Genomic DNA, 16,886 nt, shown 5'->3' on the forward strand with positions numbered 1-16,886 from the left:
CGTACGCCGTAGTTGGCCGTCTGCCCCGTAGCGGAACAAGACGAAAAACCCGCCCCGGCGCATGCGCCGGGGCGGGTTTGACGGTCTGTTCGACGGCCCGACTCAGCCGAGCTTCTTGACCTGGGCGTCGATCACGGTCTTGGGCTGCTCCGCCGTCACGCCGAAGGCGTAGAAGGTGGCCAGCGCGTTGCCCTTGCGCACGATGACGAAGTGGTTGGCGGACTTCTCGCCGTCGTCCAGGTCCATGGTCAGGGTGAAGGCCGCGGCCTCGTCCCCGGCGGTGACGGCGGCACCCGGCTTGACGTCGAGGTACTTCACCTTCTCGCCGCCCTCGGTGACCGTGTAGCCGCCGGAGCAGGCCGCGGCAGCCGTCTTGAGGGCGGCGAACGCCTCCTCGGCGCCCTTCGCGTCGTACGAGCTGACGCCGACCAGCGTCTGGGTGGCGCCGAGCGCCTCCAGGCCCGCCTTCAGCTTGTCCTCGGGGGAGGCGTCGGCGGCCGCCGCCTTCGGCTTGGCCTTGGTCGTCGTACGGCCGATGCCGGTCGCGGCGCCCACCTTCTGGCCCGACTGGGCCTGCATCAGCGGCTTGCACTCGGCCTTGTCGACCGTGGCCCCGGCCGATTCGGTGGCGGCCTTCGCCGCGCCCTCGGCGGAGACGATCTGGTCCGGCAGATCGGCCTGGGTGACGACCAGGGCCGTGGCCTCGGCGTCCGTCTTCCCCTTGACCGCAGGCGCGGCCGGAGCCGCCGAGGAGGCGGGGGCCGACGGCTTGGCGTCCGCCTTGGTGTCGGCCTTGTCGGAGCCGCAGGCGGTGGTCAGCAGGGCCAGGGACACCGCGGACGCGGTCAGGACGGTACGACGGACAAGGGCGGTACGCACGAAAGATCTCCCCCATGGAGTACGACGGCTACAGGGCAGGCCGAACCGCGTCCCTCGGAGCGGGACGTGGACATGACTGCGGTGATCAACAATGTACGGGGCAATCGATCACCCCGCCGCCACACAGCGCGCCCGCGGCCGATCGTGACCCGGACGAGACCCCAAGAACTTCCAATCGAAACCACTGCGCGTACAACCGGGGCCGCCGGCGGCCGGGCCCGGCCCGGCAACCGCCCCTCCCGTTGCACACGTGACCGACCACACCACCCACAACCGTCCCGGAGCCCCGACAATGGCGGTGTGATCACTTCGCCGCCACGAAGCAACACGCCGGACAACGCAACGGAGCGCACCGGCCGGGAGGGGCATTCCGCGCGCCCCGCGCACCGCCGGGGCCCCGAGGCCTCGCCCTACGTCGACCTCACCCGCGCCGAGTGGAGCGCCCTGCGGGAGCGGACCCCCCTGCCGCTGACCGCCGACGAGGTGGAGCGACTGCGCGGCCTCGGTGACGTCATCGACCTCGACGAAGTCCGCGACGTCTACCTGCCGCTGTCCCGGCTCCTGAACCTCTACGTCGGCGCCACCAGCAACCTGCGCGGCACCCTCAACACCTTCCTCGGCGACGCGGGCAACGGGCACGGCGCCCAGCAGGGCACCCCCTTCGTCATAGGGGTCGCCGGTTCGGTCGCCGTCGGCAAGTCCACCGTGGCGCGCCTGCTGCAGGCCCTGCTGGCCCGCTGGCCCGAGCACCCGCGCGTGGAACTGGTCACCACCGACGGCTTCCTGTACCCGATGAAGGAGCTCCAGCGGCGCGGCCTCACCTCCCGCAAGGGCTTCCCGGAGTCCTACGACCGCCGCGCGCTCACCCGCTTCGTCGCCGACATCAAGGCCGGCAAGGACGAGGTGCGGGCCCCGGTCTACTCGCACCTGATCTACGACATCGTCCCCGGCGAGGAGCTCGTCGTGCGCCGCCCGGACATCCTCATCGTCGAGGGCCTCAACGTGCTCCAGCCGGCCCTGCCCGGCACCGACGGCCGCACCCGCGTCGCCCTCGCCGACTACTTCGACTTCAGCGTGTACGTGGACGCGCGCCCCGAGGACATCGAGCGCTGGTACCTGAACCGTTTCCGGAAGCTGCGCGCGACCGCGTTCCAGAACCCCTTCTCCTACTTCCGCAAGTACACCCAGGTCTCCGAGGAGGAGGCCATCGAGTACGCGCAGACGATGTGGCGCACGATCAACCGGCCCAACCTGCTGGAGAACGTGGCGCCGACCCGCGGCCGGGCCACCCTCGTCGTCCGCAAGGGACCGGACCACAAGGTGCAGAAGTTGAGCCTCCGCAAGCTCTAGCGCGCAGTCGCTAGGGTGCGGAAATGCTGCATCTGCGGATGATCACCCCACCTCACCTCACGGAGCGGGTGGTGGCGCTGATCGACCAGACGGTCGGGACCACCCATCTGGTCGTACTGACCGGCGCCGCCCGCGACCCCGAGGGCGATCTCGTCCTGTGCGACGTGGCCCGCGAAGCGGCGGACGAGCTGCTGCAGGCGATGCGCCAGCTCGGTATCGACGAGACCGGTTCGATCGCCGTGGAGAACATCGGCCTGTCGATCTCCAGACGCGCCGACGCGGCCGAGGAGGAGGCGCCGGGCGAGGCCGCCGACGCGGTGGTCTGGGAGCAGCTCGCCGAGTCGACGCACGAGGAGTCCACCCTCACGATCACCTACGCCGCCTTCATGATCGTCGCGACGATGATCGCGGCCTGCGGCGTGGTCCTGGACAACGCGATCCTGATCGTGGGGGCCATGGCGGTCGGCCCGGAGTTCGGACCGCTCGCCGGCATCTGCACCGGCCTCGTGCAGCGCCGCCGCACGCTCGCCGCCCGCTCGCTCTTCGCCCTGTTCATCGGGTTCACGGCGGCGATCGTGGCGACGACGGTCTTCAGTCTGGCGATGACCGCGCTCGGTCTGTTCGACGAGGCAATGCTGGAGAACCCCCGGCCGAACACCAGCTTCATCTGGCAGCCCGACCCGTTCTCCTTCGTCGTGGCGCTGCTCGCCGGTGTGGCCGGGATGCTGTCGCTGACCTCGGCGAAGGCCGGTGCGCTGGTGGGCGTGGCGATCTCCGTCACCACCGTCCCGGCGGGCGCGAACGCGGCGGTGGCCCTCAGCTACGGCGACTTCTCCCAGATGTGGGGCTCGGCCGTGCAACTGGCACTGAACCTGGGCGGCATCATCCTCTCCGGGACGCTCACCCTCATCTGCTGGAAACTGCTGTGGCGCACCCAGGAGAGCCGGATGGTCCGGAAACCGGGTGCGCCACGCAGGCCGGGCGGAGCCCTTTAGACGGCCTAGCCCAGCGCGGACTTCACGACGTCCGCGAGGCGGCCGGCGACCGAACGGGCCTGCTCGATGTCGGCGGCCTCGACCATCACGCGTACGAGCGGCTCCGTACCGGAGGGGCGCAGCAGCACCCGCCCGGTGGTGCCCAGCTCGCGCTCGGCGTCGGCGACCGCCGCGGCCAGCTCGGCGGAGGTGGTGACGCGGGACTTGTCCACGTCGGGCACGTTGATGAGCACCTGCGGCAGCCGCTGCATGACGCCCGCCAGTTCGGCGAGGGACCTGCCGGTGGCCACGACGCGCGCCGCCAGCAGCAGGCCGGTCAGGGTGCCGTCACCGGTCGTCGCGTGGTCGAGGATGATCACGTGGCCGGACTGCTCGCCGCCGAGCGCGTAGCCGTGCTCCTTCATCGACTCCAGCACGTAGCGGTCGCCGACCCCGGTCTGCACGACCTGGATGCCCTCGGCCTCCATGGCCAGCTTGAAGCCCAGGTTGGACATCACGGTGCCGACCACGGTGTTCTCGCGGAGCTGGCCGGCCTCGCGCATGGCCAGGGCCAGCACGGCGAGGATCTGGTCCCCGTCGATCTCCTCGCCGGAGCCGTCCACGGCCAGGCAGCGGTCGGCGTCGCCGTCGTGCGCGATGCCGAAGTCGGCGCCGTGCTCGACCACGGCCGCCTTGAGCAGGCCGAGGTGAGTGGAGCCGCAGCCGTCGTTGATGTTGAGGCCGTCGGGCTCGGCGCCGATCGTGACGATCTCCGCGCCGGCCCGGGTGAAGGCCTCGGGCGAGACGTACGCGGCCGCGCCGTGGGCCTCGTCGAGGACGACCTTCAGGCCGTCGAGGCGGTTCGGGAGGACGCCGATGAGGTGGGCGACGTACCGGTCGAAGCCCTCGGTGTAGTCGGAGACGCGGCCGACGCCGGAGCCGGTGGGCCGGTCCCAGGGGGCGCCGGTGCGGTGCTGCTCGTAGGTCGACTCGATGCGGTCCTCCAGCTCGTCGGCGAGCTTGTGGCCGCCGCGCGCGAAGAACTTGATGCCGTTGTCGGGCATGGCGTTGTGGCTGGCGGAGAGCATCACGCCGAGGTCGGCGCCCAGCGCACCGGTGAGATACGCCACCGCCGGGGTGGGCAGCACACCGACGCGCAGGACGTCCACGCCCGCGCTCGCGAGGCCGGCCACGACCGCGGCCTCCAGGAATTCGCCGGAGGCGCGGGGGTCCCGGCCGACCACCGCGGTCGCCCGGTGGCCCTCGAAGGTGCCCGCCTCGGCCAGTACGTGGGCAGCCGCCACGGAGAGGCCGAGCGCGAGCTCCGCCGTCAGATCCGCGTTGGCGACGCCGCGTACACCGTCCGTCCCGAAGAGTCGTCCCACTGTTGTCCTCCCGAGTTTCCGCTTCGCGTTATGACCGCTTGTGACAGATATTTGCCGCTTGTGGCGGTAAACGAACCGCCCCGGCAGCACGGAGAGTGCTGCCGGGGCGGTTTCGTTGCAGAACAGCAGGCGCAGATTAACGCTTGCTGTACTGCGGAGCCTTACGGGCCTTCTTGAGACCGGCCTTCTTGCGCTCGACCGCACGGTCGTCGCGGGAGAGGAAGCCGGCCTTCTTCAGCGCCGGGCGGTTGTTGTCCACGTCCGCCTCGTTCAGCGCACGGGCCACACCGAGGCGCAGGGCGCCGGCCTGGCCGGACACGCCGCCACCCGAGATGCGGGCGATGACGTCGTAGCGGCCGTCAAGCTCGAGGAGCTTGAAGGGCTCGTTGACTTCCTGCTGGTGCACCTTGTTGGGGAAGTAGTCCTCAAGGGTGCGACCGTTGATCTTCCACTTGCCGGTGCCCGGAACGATCCGGACGCGGGCGATGGCGTTCTTGCGACGGCCCAGGCCGGCGGCCGGCTGGGGGTCGCCGAAGCGACCGGCAAGGGACTCGGAGGTGTAGTCGCCCTCGACGACGACCTCAGACTCGCTGGTGTACTCCTCGACGTTGCCCTCGAACTCTTCGACGGTCGTCTCGGCGGTGGTCTCGGCCACGATGCTCCTCAGAATTTTCTACGTCTTAGGGGGTGGCCGGAACTACTGCGCGACCTGGGTGATCTCGAACGGCACCGGCTGCTGGGCAGCGTGGGGGTGCTGGTCGCCCGAGTAGACCTTCAGCTTCGAGAGCATCTGACGGCCCAGGGTGTTCTTGGGGAGCATGCCCTTGACGGCCTTCTCGACGGCCTTCTCCGGGTTGTTCGCCAGGAGGTCGTCGTAGCGCACGGAGCGGAGACCGCCCGGGTAGCCGGAGTGGCGGTACGCCATCTTCTGCGACGCCTTGTTACCGGACAGGTGCACCTTGTCGGCGTTGATGATGACGACGAAGTCACCCATGTCCATGTGGGGGGCGTAGGTCGGCTTGTGCTTGCCCTTCAGGAGGGCAGCGGCCTGGGTCGCCAGACGGCCGAGGACAACGTCCTGGGCGTCGATGACGAGCCACTGGCGCGAGATGTCGCCGGGCTTGGGGCTGAACGTACGCACGCGTATGCCTTCGCTTCTTCAGTGGTGGTATCCCAAGGGCGCAAGCCCCACGGGAAGGTCCTGACAGGGTCACCACGGACGATCACGACAGCCCTCGTTCACAGCGGGGACGCACCCGCGTGAAGCTGCTGGTCATCGGTCCGGTGGACCGGCGCAAGGCCCTTTCACGTGAGAATGAGAAAGCCAATACGCATAACAAACCAGCAGGATACCCAAGCAGACCCGTACGGGTCAAAACGCGGTCCGCGATGCCGATTCTGCTGGCGTCGCGGCGCACTCCGGTTCGGTCCTGGATGGGGACCCCGCAGTTGTTACGGGCTCCAGAGTAACCCGTTCCGGGCGCAGCGCACGACGCGCCAGCACGAACGCAAGCCCGCACAGGGTGGCGCAGTCCTTGAAGGCGCGCCGTTTGGCCTCCAGCTCCGACGGCCACGGAATGCCCGCCACCTGGGGCCCCAGCACCGCCCAGAACCAGGGCGAACGCGCCGCCGCGTCCGACCGCACCACCGAAGCCATCAGCAGCGGCAGGACCACCAGCAGGTAGTGGTCGAAGGACGGCCGAGACACCAAGAACGCGGCGAGCATCACCATGCAGGCCGTTTCCACCAGGCGCAGCTCGCCCCCGTCGGTGTCCTCCCGCCGCCACCGGACCCATGCGGCCCACAGGCCCGCCGCGGCTCCCGCGAAGGCCACCAGCACCGCCAGCGGCGCCGGCACGCCCAGCCGCGGCAGCACGGCGATCGGCGAGGCGTCCCACGGCAGCGCGTACGAGTCCTGCCCCTGGAGCAGGAAGGGCAGGGTCTTGGTGAAGAACAGCGACGGGCTCGGCATCACCAGCGCGCCGGCCAGCGAGAACCCCAGCGGCACCAGCACGGCCGCGGCCAGCGCCCGCCACCGCCGGGCGACCAGGAAGAGCAGTCCGAGGGGCACGAGCATCGGCTTGCACGCGATCGCGAGGCCCACGACCAGCCCGGCCGACCCCCACCTGTGCCGCTGCGCGAGCAGCAGCGCCACCGGCAGGGCGGCCGCCGAGATGGCGGTCCAGTTGCCGATCAGCACGAGGTTGACGTACGGCTTGTAGGCGAGGGCGAACACCGCGAAGCCGCCGACCGCGAACCGCGAGCGCAGCGGCACCGCGAATATCCGCAGCGCGGCCAGCCAGCCGACGCCCAGCAGCCCCGACATCCCGAGCGGCAGCAGCCACCGCAGCACCTCGCGCGGCAACAGCGCCTCGGGGACCGCCATGAGCACGGCACTGGGCAGGTAGAGGAACCGCTTGTCCTCGTACGGGGACCCGCCGTCCAGCAGCGTCTGCGCGGCCTTGACCACGAACGCGTTGTCGGAGCCCCAGTTCGCCCGAAGGCTCGTGGAGACGGCGATCCCGAGGAGCACCGCGAGGGAGACCACCTGCCAGGACCGGCCGGCCGGCCGGAGCAGCCAGCCGATCAGCCTGCTCCCGGCTCCCCCGTACCCCGGGCCCCCGTCCCCGGCACCCCGGTTCCCGGGACCCTGGTTCTCCCACTTCATCAGCCAGTTGCTAGGCCGCAGCCCCACGACGCCTGCCCCTCACTCGACCGAGGGGGCCACGGTCGCCCCCCTAGCGCTTGCGTTCGACTCTACGTTCGTCCCAGACGGGTTCCTGAGTCTCCCGCACAACACCGTCCGAACCGAAGACCAGGTAACGGTCAAATGTGCGCGCGAACCACCGGTCGTGCGTGACGCACAGCACCGTGCCGTCGTAGGCCTCCAGTCCGTCCTGCAGCGCCTCCGCCGACTCCAGGTCCAGGTTGTCCGTCGGCTCGTCCAACAGCAGCGCCGTGGTGCCCGCCAGCTCCAGCAGCAGGATCTGGAAGCGCGCCTGCTGCCCGCCCGAGAGCTTCTCGAACGGCTGGTCCCCCTGGCGCTCCAGCTCGTACCGGCGCAGGGCCCCCATCGCCTGCCCCAGGGGCTTCGCCGCCTCCGTCCAGAGGATGTCGACGAGGGTCCGCCCGAAGAGCTCCGGGTGGGCGTGCGTCTGCGCGAAATGGCCGGGAACCACCCGTGCGCCCAGCTTCCACGTACCCGTGTGCTTGACGTCCTCGCCCGCCATCAGGCGCAGGAAGTGCGACTTGCCCGAGCCGTTCGAGCCGAGGACCGCGACCCGCTCCCCGTAGAAGACCTCCAGGGAGAAGGGCTTCATCAGGCCGGTCAGCTCCAGGTTCTCCACGGTCAGGGCGCGCACGCCCGTGCGGCCGCCCTTGAGCCGCATCTTGATGTCCTGCTCCCGCGGCGGCTCCGGCGGCGGGCCGGCCTCCTCGAACTTCTGGAAGCGGGTCTGCATCGCGCGGTACCGCGAGGCCATGTCGGGGCTGCTCGCGGCCTGGTTGCGCAGCCGCAGCACCAGCGCCTTCAGTCGCGCGTGCTCCTCGTCCCAGCGCCGCTTGAGCTCCTCGAAGCGCGCGAAGCGCTCCTTGCGGGCGTCGTGGTACGTGGCGAAGCCGGCGCCGTGCACCCAGACGTCGGAGCCCGTCGGGCTCGCCTCCAGGCTGATGATCTTCTCGGCGGCCTGGGTCAGCAGCTCCCGGTCGTGGGAGACGAAGAGCACCGTCTTGCGGGTGGCCTTCAGCTGCTCTTCCAGCCAGCGCTTGCCGGGGACGTCCAGGTAGTTGTCCGGCTCGTCGAGCAGCAGCACCTCGTCGGGCCCGCGCAGCAGCGCCTCCAGCACGAGGCGCTTCTGCTCACCGCCCGAGAGCGTCCGCACCTCGCGGAACTGCGCGGAGTCGTACGGAATCGCCAGCGCGGCCATGGTGCAGACGTCCCACAGCGTCTCCGCCTCGTACCCCTGGACGTCCGCCCAGTCGCTCAACGCCTGGGCGTAGGCCATCTGGGCGGCCTCGTCGTCCACCGTCAGGATCAGCTGCTCGGCGCGGTCCACCGCCTTGGCGGCCTCCCGGATGCGCGGCTGGGCCACCGAGACCAGCAGGTCCCGTACGGTCGTCTCGTCCCGCACCGAGCCCACGAACTGCGACATCACGCCGAGGCCGCCGGAGACGGTGATCCCGCCGCCGTGCGGCTGGAGCTCGCCGGAGATCATCTTCAGCAGGGTGGTCTTGCCGGCCCCGTTCGCCCCGACGAGCGCGACGACCGACCCCTCCCCCACGCGGAAGGAGACGTCAGGGAGCAGTACCCGCCCGTCGGGAAGGTAGTACTCCAGGTGGCTGGCTTCGAGATGTCCCATGCCGGGCATTGTCCCGGTCCGGCGGCGATCCGCCCAAACGGATTAGCCGGACGCCCGCGGGGCGGTCAGCAGCAGCCGGCGCCCGGCAGGGTCCGCACGTTGCGCGCTTCCTTGCTGCGGGCGGCCAGCAGCTCGTCCGCCGGGTAGCCGACCTCCTCCAGGGTCAGGCCGTGCGGCTTGACCACGTGCACCGAGGAGTCCCGTACGGCGGCCGCCAGCACCTTGCCGGGCCAGTCGGTGGGCCGGTGGCCGTCGCCGACGTGCAGCAGGGCGCCCACCAGCGAGCGGACCATGTTGTGGCAGAAGGCGTCGGCGCGGACGGTCGCGGTGACGATCCCGTCCTCGGCCCGCTCCCAGCTGAGCTGCTGGAGGGTACGGATGGTCGTGGCGCCCTCGCGCTTCTTGCAGTACGCGGCGAAGTCGTGCTCGCCGAGCAGCGGGGCGGCGGCCTCGTTCATGGCGTCCACGTCGAGCGGCCACTGGTGCCAGAGCACGTGCCCGCGGCGCAGCGGGTCGACGCCGCCCTGGTGGTCGCCGACGCGGTAGGCGTAGCGCCGCCAGATCGCCGAGAAGCGCGCGTTGAAGCCTTCGGGGGCCTCGGCGACCTTCCACACCCGTACGTCGTGCGGCAGCCGGCCGGCGAGGCGGCGCAGCAGCTTGTCGTGGTGCTCGGCCCAGACCTCCTCGGCGAGGTCGAACTGGGCGACCTGTCCGCGGGCGTGCACGCCCGCGTCCGTGCGCCCGGCCACGGTCAGCTCGACCGGCTCGGACAGTCGCATCACGGTCTGCAGGGCCGACTCCAGCTCGCCCTGGACGGTCCGCAGCACGCGCTGCTTCGCCCAGCCGGAGAAGTCCTTGCCGTCGTAGCTCAGGTCCAACCGCACCCGGACGTGCCCGGGCTCCACCTCGTCACTCACGTGACCGATCCTCTCAGAAGCTCACATATGCAGAACGGGCCCGCCCCGGAAGGGGCGGGCCCGTTCAGAGCCTTGTCAGCGTGATCCCGGGAGGGGATCAGGCCTCCTTGGTCTCCTCGGCGGCGGGAGCCTCGGTGGCCTCCGCCTCCTTCACGGCGCGCTTGGTGGCGGCCTCGGCCTCACCAGTGGCCTGCTGGGCGACCGTCAGGGCCTCGACCAGCTCGATGACGGCCATCGGGGCGTTGTCGCCACGACGGTTGCCGATCTTGGTGATGCGCGTGTAACCACCGGGGCGGTTCTCGTAGCGCGGGGCGATCTCGGTGAACAGCGTGTGCACGATGCTCTTGTCCGTGATCGTCTGCAGCACCAGGCGACGGTTGTGGATGTCGCCCTTCTTGGCCTTGGTGACCAGACGCTCGGCGTAGGGACGCAGGCGGCGGGCCTTGGCCTCGGTGGTGGTGATGCGGCCGTGCTCGAAGAGCGCCTTCGCGAGGTTCGCGAGCAGGTGCTTCTCGTGCGCGGCGGAACCGCCCAGGCGGGCACCCTTTGCGGGACGCGGCATGGTGTTACTCCTTCATATCTGCACCGGCCGTGTCAGGTACCGGTGTCAGTTCCCCCGAGGCGGATGCCGCGGGAAAGATTTCGGTCCGAGCCCGGCCGGCGACCCGGGCCGAAGGCCTCGGCCGCCGGCGGCGGGGTGGATCAGTACTGCTCGGTCTCGACGAAACCGGCGTCCGCGTCGTCGTCGGCACCGAAGGCGTCGGCGGCGGCGGTCGGGTCGAATCCGGGCGGGCTGTCCTTGAGGGCCAGGCCCATGCCGGCCAGCTTCGCCTTAACCTCGTCGATCGACTTCGCACCGAAGTTGCGGATGTCGAGCAGGTCGGCCTCGGAGCGGGCGACGAGCTCACCCACGGAGTGGATGCCCTCGCGCTTGAGGCAGTTGTACGAGCGGACCGTGAGCTCGAGCTCCTCGATCGGCAGCGCCAGGTCGGCGGCCAGGGCGGCGTCCGTGGGGGACGGGCCCATGTCGATGCCCTCGGCGTCGATGTTGAGCTCGCGCGCCAGACCGAACAGCTCGACCAGGGTCTTACCGGCGGACGCCATGGCGTCACGCGGGCGCATGGCCTGCTTGGTCTCGACGTCGACGATCAGCTTGTCGAAGTCGGTGCGCTGCTCGACTCGGGTCGCCTCGACCTTGTAGGTGACCTTGAGGACCGGGCTGTAGATGGAGTCGACCGGGATGCGGCCGATCTCCTGGCCCAGCTGCTTGTTCTGGACGGCGGAGACGTAGCCGCGACCGCGCTCGACGGTCAGCTCCATCTCCAGCTTGCCCTTGCCGTTGAGCGTGGCGAGGACCAGGTCCGGGTTGTGCACCTCGACACCGGCCGGGGGCGCGATGTCAGCGGCGGTGACCAGGCCGGGACCCTGCTTGCGCAGGTACATCACGACCGGCTCGTCGTGCTCCGAGGAGACGACCAGCTGCTTGATGTTCAGGATGATGTCGGTGACGTCTTCCTTCACACCCGGCACGGTCGTGAACTCGTGCAGGACGCCGTCCACGCGGATGCTGGTGACGGCGGCACCCGGGATGGAGGACAGGAGGGTGCGGCGCAGGGAGTTGCCGAGGGTGTAACCGAAGCCCGGCTCCAGCGGCTCGATCACGAACCGCGAGCGGTACTCGTCGACGACCTCTTCGGTCAGCGAAGGACGCTGAGCGATAAGCATGTCTGTGTTCCTTCATTCGTGGACGCCCACTATTTGACGCCCGACGGACACGGTCCGGAGGACCGCGGACTTACAAGGGTACGGGCGGCACGTCCCCCGCGAGGGGTACGTACCGCCCGGACACTCAAGAACGCACAGGTGCGTCCGCTGCGTCAGACGCGGCGGCGCTTCGGCGGGCGGCAGCCGTTGTGCGGGGTGGGGGTGACGTCCTGGATCGAGCCGACCTCGAGGCCGGTGGCCTGGAGGGAGCGGATCGCGGTCTCGCGGCCGGAGCCCGGACCCTTCACGAAGACGTCAACCTTGCGCATGCCGTGCTCCTGCGCGCGACGGGCGGCCGACTCGGCGGCCATCTGCGCGGCGAAGGGGGTGGACTTGCGCGAGCCCTTGAAGCCGACGTGGCCGGCGGAGGCCCAGGAGATCACGTTGCCGGACGGGTCCGTGATCGAAACGATGGTGTTGTTGAACGTGCTCTTGATGTGGGCGTGCCCGTGAGCGACGTTCTTCTTTTCCTTGCGGCGCACCTTCTTGGCAGCGCCCTGACGACCCTTGGGGGGCATCTAAATCTCCTACGGGAGGTGGTCGGTCCTACAGCGCAAGACCGCTGAACAGGACTACTTCTTGCCCGGCTTCTTCTTACCGGCGATCGCGCGACGCGGGCCCTTGCGGGTACGCGCGTTGGTGCTGGTGCGCTGACCGTGCACCGGGAGGCCGCGACGGTGGCGGATACCCTGGTAGCACTGGATCTCGATCTTGCGGCGGATGTCGCCCTGGATCTCGCGGCGGAGGTCACCCTCGGTACGGAGGTTGGCGTCCACGTACTCGCGGATCTTGACGAGGTCCTCTTCGGCCAGGTCACGAACGCGGGTGTTCGGGTTCACGCCGGTGGAGGCGAGGATCTCCTTGGACCGGGTGCGCCCGATACCGAAGACGTAGGTGAGTGCGATCTCCACGCGCTTTTCGCGCGGGATGTCAACACCGGAAACGCGTGCCATTCAATGGCTCCTGTGTGTTCGGGGGTCTTCAGCAGAACCGACCCCGACCGCCGACCACCCCGAAATGGGTGATGGTACGCCCGGGTCCCCGGCCCCCGCCGGAGGTGCCGCCGGCCCCGTGAAGGGCTGGGCGGGTTCTGCGTATGTACGTTTTCTTACGTCGCGCGAAGAACTGCGGAAGGCAGGTCGGTCGGCGTGCGTCAGCCCTGGCGCTGCTTGTGGCGCAGGTTGTCGCAGATGACCATGACCCGACCGTGACGGCGGATCACCTTGCACTTGTCGCAGATCTTCTTGACGCTCGGCTTGACCTTCATGTTGGTGAGGTTCTCCGGGTCAGTGCCACCACCCGCACCGGGACGGACGCCCAGGCAGGAGTGAGAGCAAGATCTACTTGTATCGGTAGACGATCCGGCCACGCGTCAGGTCGTACGGAGACAGCTCCACAACGACCCGGTCATCGGGGAGGATGCGGATGTAGTGCATACGCATCTTGCCGCTGATGTGCGCGAGGACCTTGTGACCGTTCTGGAGTTCCACCTTGAACATGGCGTTCGGGAGGGACTCGATCACGGTGCCCTCGATTTCGATGGCACCTTGCTTCTTGGCCACGCTTCGCCTTTCGAATCGGCTACCTTGATCGGCTCTGTGCGCCACGCAGACATGGAAGTGCACGAGAGCCGACGAGTCAGTCTACGTCAGGGCACCCAGAAAGACGAATCCGGAAAGTTTGCCCCAGAGTCTAGATCATTAACCGAGGGGGTCCGGAGCCGTGGTGACCCCGTACTCCGCCAGCTTCGCCTTGCCGCAATCCGGGCTGGTCAGGACGATGGGCCCGGCCTCCGTCAGCGCGATGGAGTGCTCCCAGTGCGAGGACCAGGTGCCGTCCGTCGTGATGACCGTCCAGTCGTCCGAAAGGACCTCCGTCTGGGCGGTGCCGAGGGAAACCATCGGCTCGATCGCCAGGCAGAGACCCGGAACGAGCTTGATCCCCTTGCCCCGCTTGCGCGAGACGTAGTTCAGCAGGTGGGGGTCCATGTGCATCTCGGACCCGATGCCGTGGCCGCCGTAGTCCTCGATGATCCCGAACTTGCCGAGGCTGTGCTCACCGGTGGAAGGACGGGGCTGGCGCTTGATGTACGTCTCGATCGCCTTGGAGATGTCCACGAGGCGGTTGCCGAGCTTCATGGCGGCGATCCCGGCCCACATGGACTCCTCGGTCACCCGGGACAGCTCCACGAGCTCAGGCGCGTGCCCGGTGCCCACGAAGGCGGTGTACGCGGCGTCGCCGTGCCAGCCGTCCACGATCGCGCCGGCGTCGATCGAGATGATGTCGCCGTCCTTGAGGACGGTCTTGTCGTCCGGGATGCCGTGGACGACGACCTCGTTCACCGAGGTGCAGATGGTCGCGGGGAACCCGCCGTAGCCGAGGAAGTTCGACCTGGCCCCGGCGTCCGCGATGACCTTGCGGGCCACCATGTCCAGATCCCGCGTCGTGGCACCCGGTACGGCCGCCTCACGGGTCGCGGCGTGGATCGCCGCGACGACCAGCCCTGCCTCGCGCATCTTCGCGATCTGCTCGGGGGTCTTGATCTGGACCATGGGAAATGCCTTCCACCTTCGGATCTGCGTTGTTCAGGTCTTTTCAACAGTACGGCCGCGATGCCCTGGGGACACCGCGGCCGTACCTGCACACAAAGGGTTACTACTTCTTGAGGGCGTCCATCGCGCGCTTGGTGACGTCCGCGACCTCACCGAGGGCCGGAATGGTCACCAGCAGGCCCTGGGCCTTGTAGTAGTCGATGATCGGCTCGGTCTGCGTGTGGTAGACCTCCAGCCGGTTGCGGACCGTGGCCTCGGAGTCGTCGCCGCGCTGGTACAGCTCGCCTTCGCAGGTGTCGCAGACACCCTCGACCTTCGGACGGGCGTACGCCACGTGGAAGACGTGCGAGGAGTCCTTGCGGCAGATCCGCCGACCGGCGATCCGCTTGACGACCTCGTCCTCCTCGACCTCCAGGTCGAGGACGGCGTCGAGCTTCATGCCCTCCGCCTGGAGCATCACGTCGAGCGCCTCGGCCTGCGAGACGTTGCGCGGGAAACCGTCGAGCAGGAAGCCGTTCACGGCGTCCGGCTGCTCCATACGGTCCTTGGCCATGCCGATGGTCACCTCGTCGGGCACCAGGTCGCCGGCGTCCATGTACGCCTTCGCCTGCTTGCCCAGCTCAGTGCCCTGGCTGATGTTGGCCCGGAACAGGTCACCCGTGGAGATGTGCGGAATCGACAGGTTCTTAGCAAGGAACGCGGCCTGCGTTCCCTTGCCGGCACCGGGCGGTCCAACGAGGACGATTCGCATCAGCGGAGGAACCCTTCGTAATTACGCTGCTGGAGCTGGCTCTCGATCTGCTTCACGGTTTCCAGACCCACACCCACGATGATCAGGATGCTCGTCCCGCCGAACGGGAAGTTCTGGTTCGCTCCGAAGCCGGCCAACGCCATCGTCGGCACAAGAGCGATGAGACCCAGGTACAGCGACCCCGGCCAGGTGATCCGGTTGAGTACGTAGCTGAGGTACTCGGCGGTGGGCCGACCGGCGCGGATGCCCGGGATGAACCCACCATACTTCTTCATGTTGTCTGCAACTTCCTCGGGGTTGAACGAGATCGCCACGTAGAAGAACGCGAAGAAGACGATCAGGAGGAAGTAGGCCGCGATGTAGTACGGGTGGTCGCCCTTGACGAAGTGCTTCTGGATCCAGGTGGCCCAGCCTGCCTGGGATCCGCTGAACTGCACGACCAGCGCCGGGATGTAGAGCAGCGACGAGGCGAAGATGACGGGGATGATGCCCGCCTGGTTCACCTTGAGCGGGATGTAGGTCGAGGTGCCGCCGTACGCACGGCGACCGATCATGCGCTTCGCGTACTGGACCGGGATCCGGCGCTGCGCCTGCTCGACGAAGACCACCAGGCCGACCATCGCGAGGCCGACGAGCATGACCACACCGAACTCGACCCAGCCGTCGGCGATCTTGCCCTGGAGCTTGATCTGCCACAGCGCGCCGATGAAGCCGGCGGCGATCGAGATGAACATGAGGATCGACATGCCGTTGCCGATGCCGCGGTCGGTGATGAGCTCACCGAGCCACATCACGACGCAGGTACCGGCGGTCATGGTGACCACCATGACGACCGTGGTGAAGATCGACCGGTCCGGGACGATCTCGCGGCCGACCTGGCAGGTGCCGAAGAGGGCACCGGTGCGAGCGGTGGCGACGAGGCCGGTGCCCTGCAGGATCGCGAGGGCGACCGTCAAATAGCGCGTGTACTGGGTGATCTTCGCCGTGCCGGACTGTCCCTCCTTCTTGAGGGCCTCCAGCTTCGGGATGACCACGGTCAGCAGCTGCAGGATGATGCTCGCCGTGATGTAGGGCATGATGCCGAGCGCGAAGATCGTGATCTGCAGCAGCGCACCGCCGCTGAACATGTTGACCAGGCCGAACAGCCCATTGCTGCTGCCTGCCTGCTCCACACAGATCTGAACGTTCTTGTAGCTCACCCCGGGGACCGGTACGTGGGACCCGAGCCGGAACAGCACGATGATGCCGAGCGTGAAGAGCAGCTTCTTGCGCAGGTCGGGCGTCTTGAACGCCCGGGCGAACGCGGTGAGCACGGTGCCTCCTGCGACCCCCGCGCTACTGCGTCAGAGGTGACGGTCTGAGGGATCGACGAATACGACAAAGCAAAGGTGCACGCCACCTTACCGGCGAGTGTGCCTTCCGTGGAACGACCGACCGGGGATGCCCCATATGTGAGGCATCCCCGGTCGGGTTTCGAGCTATTCAGCCACTGAAATCGTCTTAGACGAGCTCGGTGACGGTGCCGCCGGCAGCGGCAATCTTCTCCTTGGCGGAGGCGGAGACGGCGTCAACCGAAACCTGCAGCGCCACGGAGATCTCGCCCTGGCCCAGGACCTTGACGAGGCTGTTCTTGCGAACCGCGCCCTTGGCGACCAGGTCGGCCACCGTGACTTCTCCACCCTCGGGGTAGAGCGCGCCGAGCTTGTCCAGGTTCACGACCTGGAACTCGGTGCGGAACGGGTTCTTGAAGCCCTTGAGCTTCGGCAGGCGCATGTGGAGGGGCATCTGCCCACCCTCGAAGCGCTGCGGGATCTGGTAACGGGCCTTCTGGCCCTTCGTACCACGACCGGCCGTCTTACCCTTCGACGCCTCACCACGACCGACACGGGTCTTCGCGGTCTTGGCGCCGGGGGCGGGACGGAGGTTGTGGGCCTTCAGCGGGCTGTTCTCAGCCAT

The 16,886-nt window shown here is 68.7% G+C and carries 19 protein-coding genes; 2 read left to right on the plus strand and 17 right to left on the minus strand.

The window, feature by feature from the left end; all coding sequences use genetic code 11:
* Window positions 1-102: 102 nt before the first annotated feature.
* Entirely contained in the window at window positions 103-879 is a 777-nt protein-coding gene (locus OG207_RS18055) for a hypothetical protein (protein ID WP_329099558.1), read from the minus strand.
* Between the two features lie 300 nt (window positions 880-1,179).
* Here OG207_RS18055 and coaA point away from each other — a divergent pair, with 300 nt between their 5' ends.
* Entirely contained in the window at window positions 1,180-2,229 is a 1,050-nt protein-coding gene (coaA, locus tag OG207_RS18060; protein WP_329099559.1) for a type I pantothenate kinase, read from the plus strand.
* 23 nt (window positions 2,230-2,252) lie between these two features.
* On the plus strand, window positions 2,253-3,224 hold the full coding sequence (locus OG207_RS18065) for a DUF389 domain-containing protein (protein WP_329099560.1): 972 nt from the start codon (window positions 2,253-2,255) through the stop codon (window positions 3,222-3,224).
* Window positions 3,225-3,229: 5 nt separating this feature from the next.
* On the opposite strand, the gene glmM is transcribed toward OG207_RS18065, so the two are convergent.
* From glmM to rplO, 16 genes are all read right to left on the minus strand, one after another.
* Window positions 3,230-4,588 carry a phosphoglucosamine mutase gene (gene glmM / locus OG207_RS18070; protein ID WP_329099561.1) on the minus strand — a complete coding sequence of 453 codons (1,359 nt, stop codon included), beginning with the start codon at window positions 4,586-4,588 and terminating at the stop codon, window positions 3,230-3,232.
* Between the two features lie 136 nt (window positions 4,589-4,724).
* A complete protein-coding gene (rpsI, locus tag OG207_RS18075; protein ID WP_030388851.1) occupies window positions 4,725-5,243 on the minus strand; it encodes a 30S ribosomal protein S9 in 519 nt (172 codons plus the stop codon).
* 42 nt (window positions 5,244-5,285) lie between these two features.
* Window positions 5,286-5,729 (minus strand): 50S ribosomal protein L13, encoded by a 444-nt coding sequence (gene rplM / locus OG207_RS18080; RefSeq protein WP_030008481.1) that lies wholly within the window; start codon window positions 5,727-5,729, stop codon window positions 5,286-5,288.
* Window positions 5,730-5,960: 231 nt separating this feature from the next.
* Complete coding sequence (locus tag OG207_RS18085; RefSeq protein ID WP_329099562.1) at window positions 5,961-7,283, minus strand: glycosyltransferase family 87 protein; 1,323 nt, start codon at window positions 7,281-7,283, stop codon at window positions 5,961-5,963.
* Between the two features lie 43 nt (window positions 7,284-7,326).
* Window positions 7,327-8,955 (minus strand): ABC-F family ATP-binding cassette domain-containing protein, encoded by a 1,629-nt coding sequence (locus tag OG207_RS18090; RefSeq protein ID WP_329099563.1) that lies wholly within the window; start codon window positions 8,953-8,955, stop codon window positions 7,327-7,329.
* Between the two features lie 56 nt (window positions 8,956-9,011).
* Complete coding sequence (truA, locus tag OG207_RS18095) at window positions 9,012-9,863, minus strand: tRNA pseudouridine(38-40) synthase TruA (RefSeq protein ID WP_329099564.1); 852 nt, start codon at window positions 9,861-9,863, stop codon at window positions 9,012-9,014.
* Window positions 9,864-9,960: 97 nt separating this feature from the next.
* Window positions 9,961-10,425, minus strand: a complete 465-nt coding sequence (rplQ, locus tag OG207_RS18100; RefSeq protein WP_069921530.1) for a 50S ribosomal protein L17 — start codon at window positions 10,423-10,425, stop codon at window positions 9,961-9,963.
* Window positions 10,426-10,565: 140 nt separating this feature from the next.
* A complete protein-coding gene (locus tag OG207_RS18105; protein WP_007265920.1) occupies window positions 10,566-11,588 on the minus strand; it encodes a DNA-directed RNA polymerase subunit alpha in 1,023 nt (340 codons plus the stop codon).
* A 152-nt stretch (window positions 11,589-11,740) separates the two neighbouring features.
* Window positions 11,741-12,145 carry a 30S ribosomal protein S11 gene (rpsK, locus tag OG207_RS18110; RefSeq protein WP_003956432.1) on the minus strand — a complete coding sequence of 135 codons (405 nt, stop codon included), beginning with the start codon at window positions 12,143-12,145 and terminating at the stop codon, window positions 11,741-11,743.
* A 54-nt stretch (window positions 12,146-12,199) separates the two neighbouring features.
* On the minus strand, window positions 12,200-12,580 hold the full coding sequence (rpsM, locus tag OG207_RS18115; RefSeq protein WP_007265919.1) for a 30S ribosomal protein S13: 381 nt from the start codon (window positions 12,578-12,580) through the stop codon (window positions 12,200-12,202).
* 200 nt (window positions 12,581-12,780) lie between these two features.
* Entirely contained in the window at window positions 12,781-12,894 is a 114-nt protein-coding gene (gene rpmJ / locus OG207_RS18120; RefSeq protein WP_003956441.1) for a 50S ribosomal protein L36, read from the minus strand.
* Between the two features lie 73 nt (window positions 12,895-12,967).
* Window positions 12,968-13,189, minus strand: coding sequence for a translation initiation factor IF-1 (infA, locus tag OG207_RS18125; protein WP_003956442.1), 222 nt, complete (start codon window positions 13,187-13,189; stop codon window positions 12,968-12,970).
* Window positions 13,190-13,327: 138 nt separating this feature from the next.
* Window positions 13,328-14,179 (minus strand): type I methionyl aminopeptidase, encoded by an 852-nt coding sequence (gene map / locus OG207_RS18130; protein ID WP_329099565.1) that lies wholly within the window; start codon window positions 14,177-14,179, stop codon window positions 13,328-13,330.
* A 103-nt stretch (window positions 14,180-14,282) separates the two neighbouring features.
* A complete protein-coding gene (locus tag OG207_RS18135) occupies window positions 14,283-14,930 on the minus strand; it encodes an adenylate kinase (protein WP_329099566.1) in 648 nt (215 codons plus the stop codon).
* Window positions 14,930-16,243: a preprotein translocase subunit SecY gene (secY, locus tag OG207_RS18140; RefSeq protein WP_329099567.1), complete on the minus strand. Its 1,314-nt coding sequence runs from the start codon at window positions 16,241-16,243 to the stop codon at window positions 14,930-14,932. Before secY ends, OG207_RS18135 begins: the two co-directional genes overlap by 1 nt.
* A gap of 187 nt (window positions 16,244-16,430) precedes the next feature.
* Window positions 16,431-16,886 carry a 50S ribosomal protein L15 gene (gene rplO, locus OG207_RS18145; protein ID WP_030008473.1) on the minus strand — a complete coding sequence of 152 codons (456 nt, stop codon included), beginning with the start codon at window positions 16,884-16,886 and terminating at the stop codon, window positions 16,431-16,433.

This window comes from Streptomyces sp. NBC_01439 (assembly GCF_036227605.1).
In the GTDB taxonomy this organism is placed as follows: domain Bacteria; phylum Actinomycetota; class Actinomycetes; order Streptomycetales; family Streptomycetaceae; genus Streptomyces.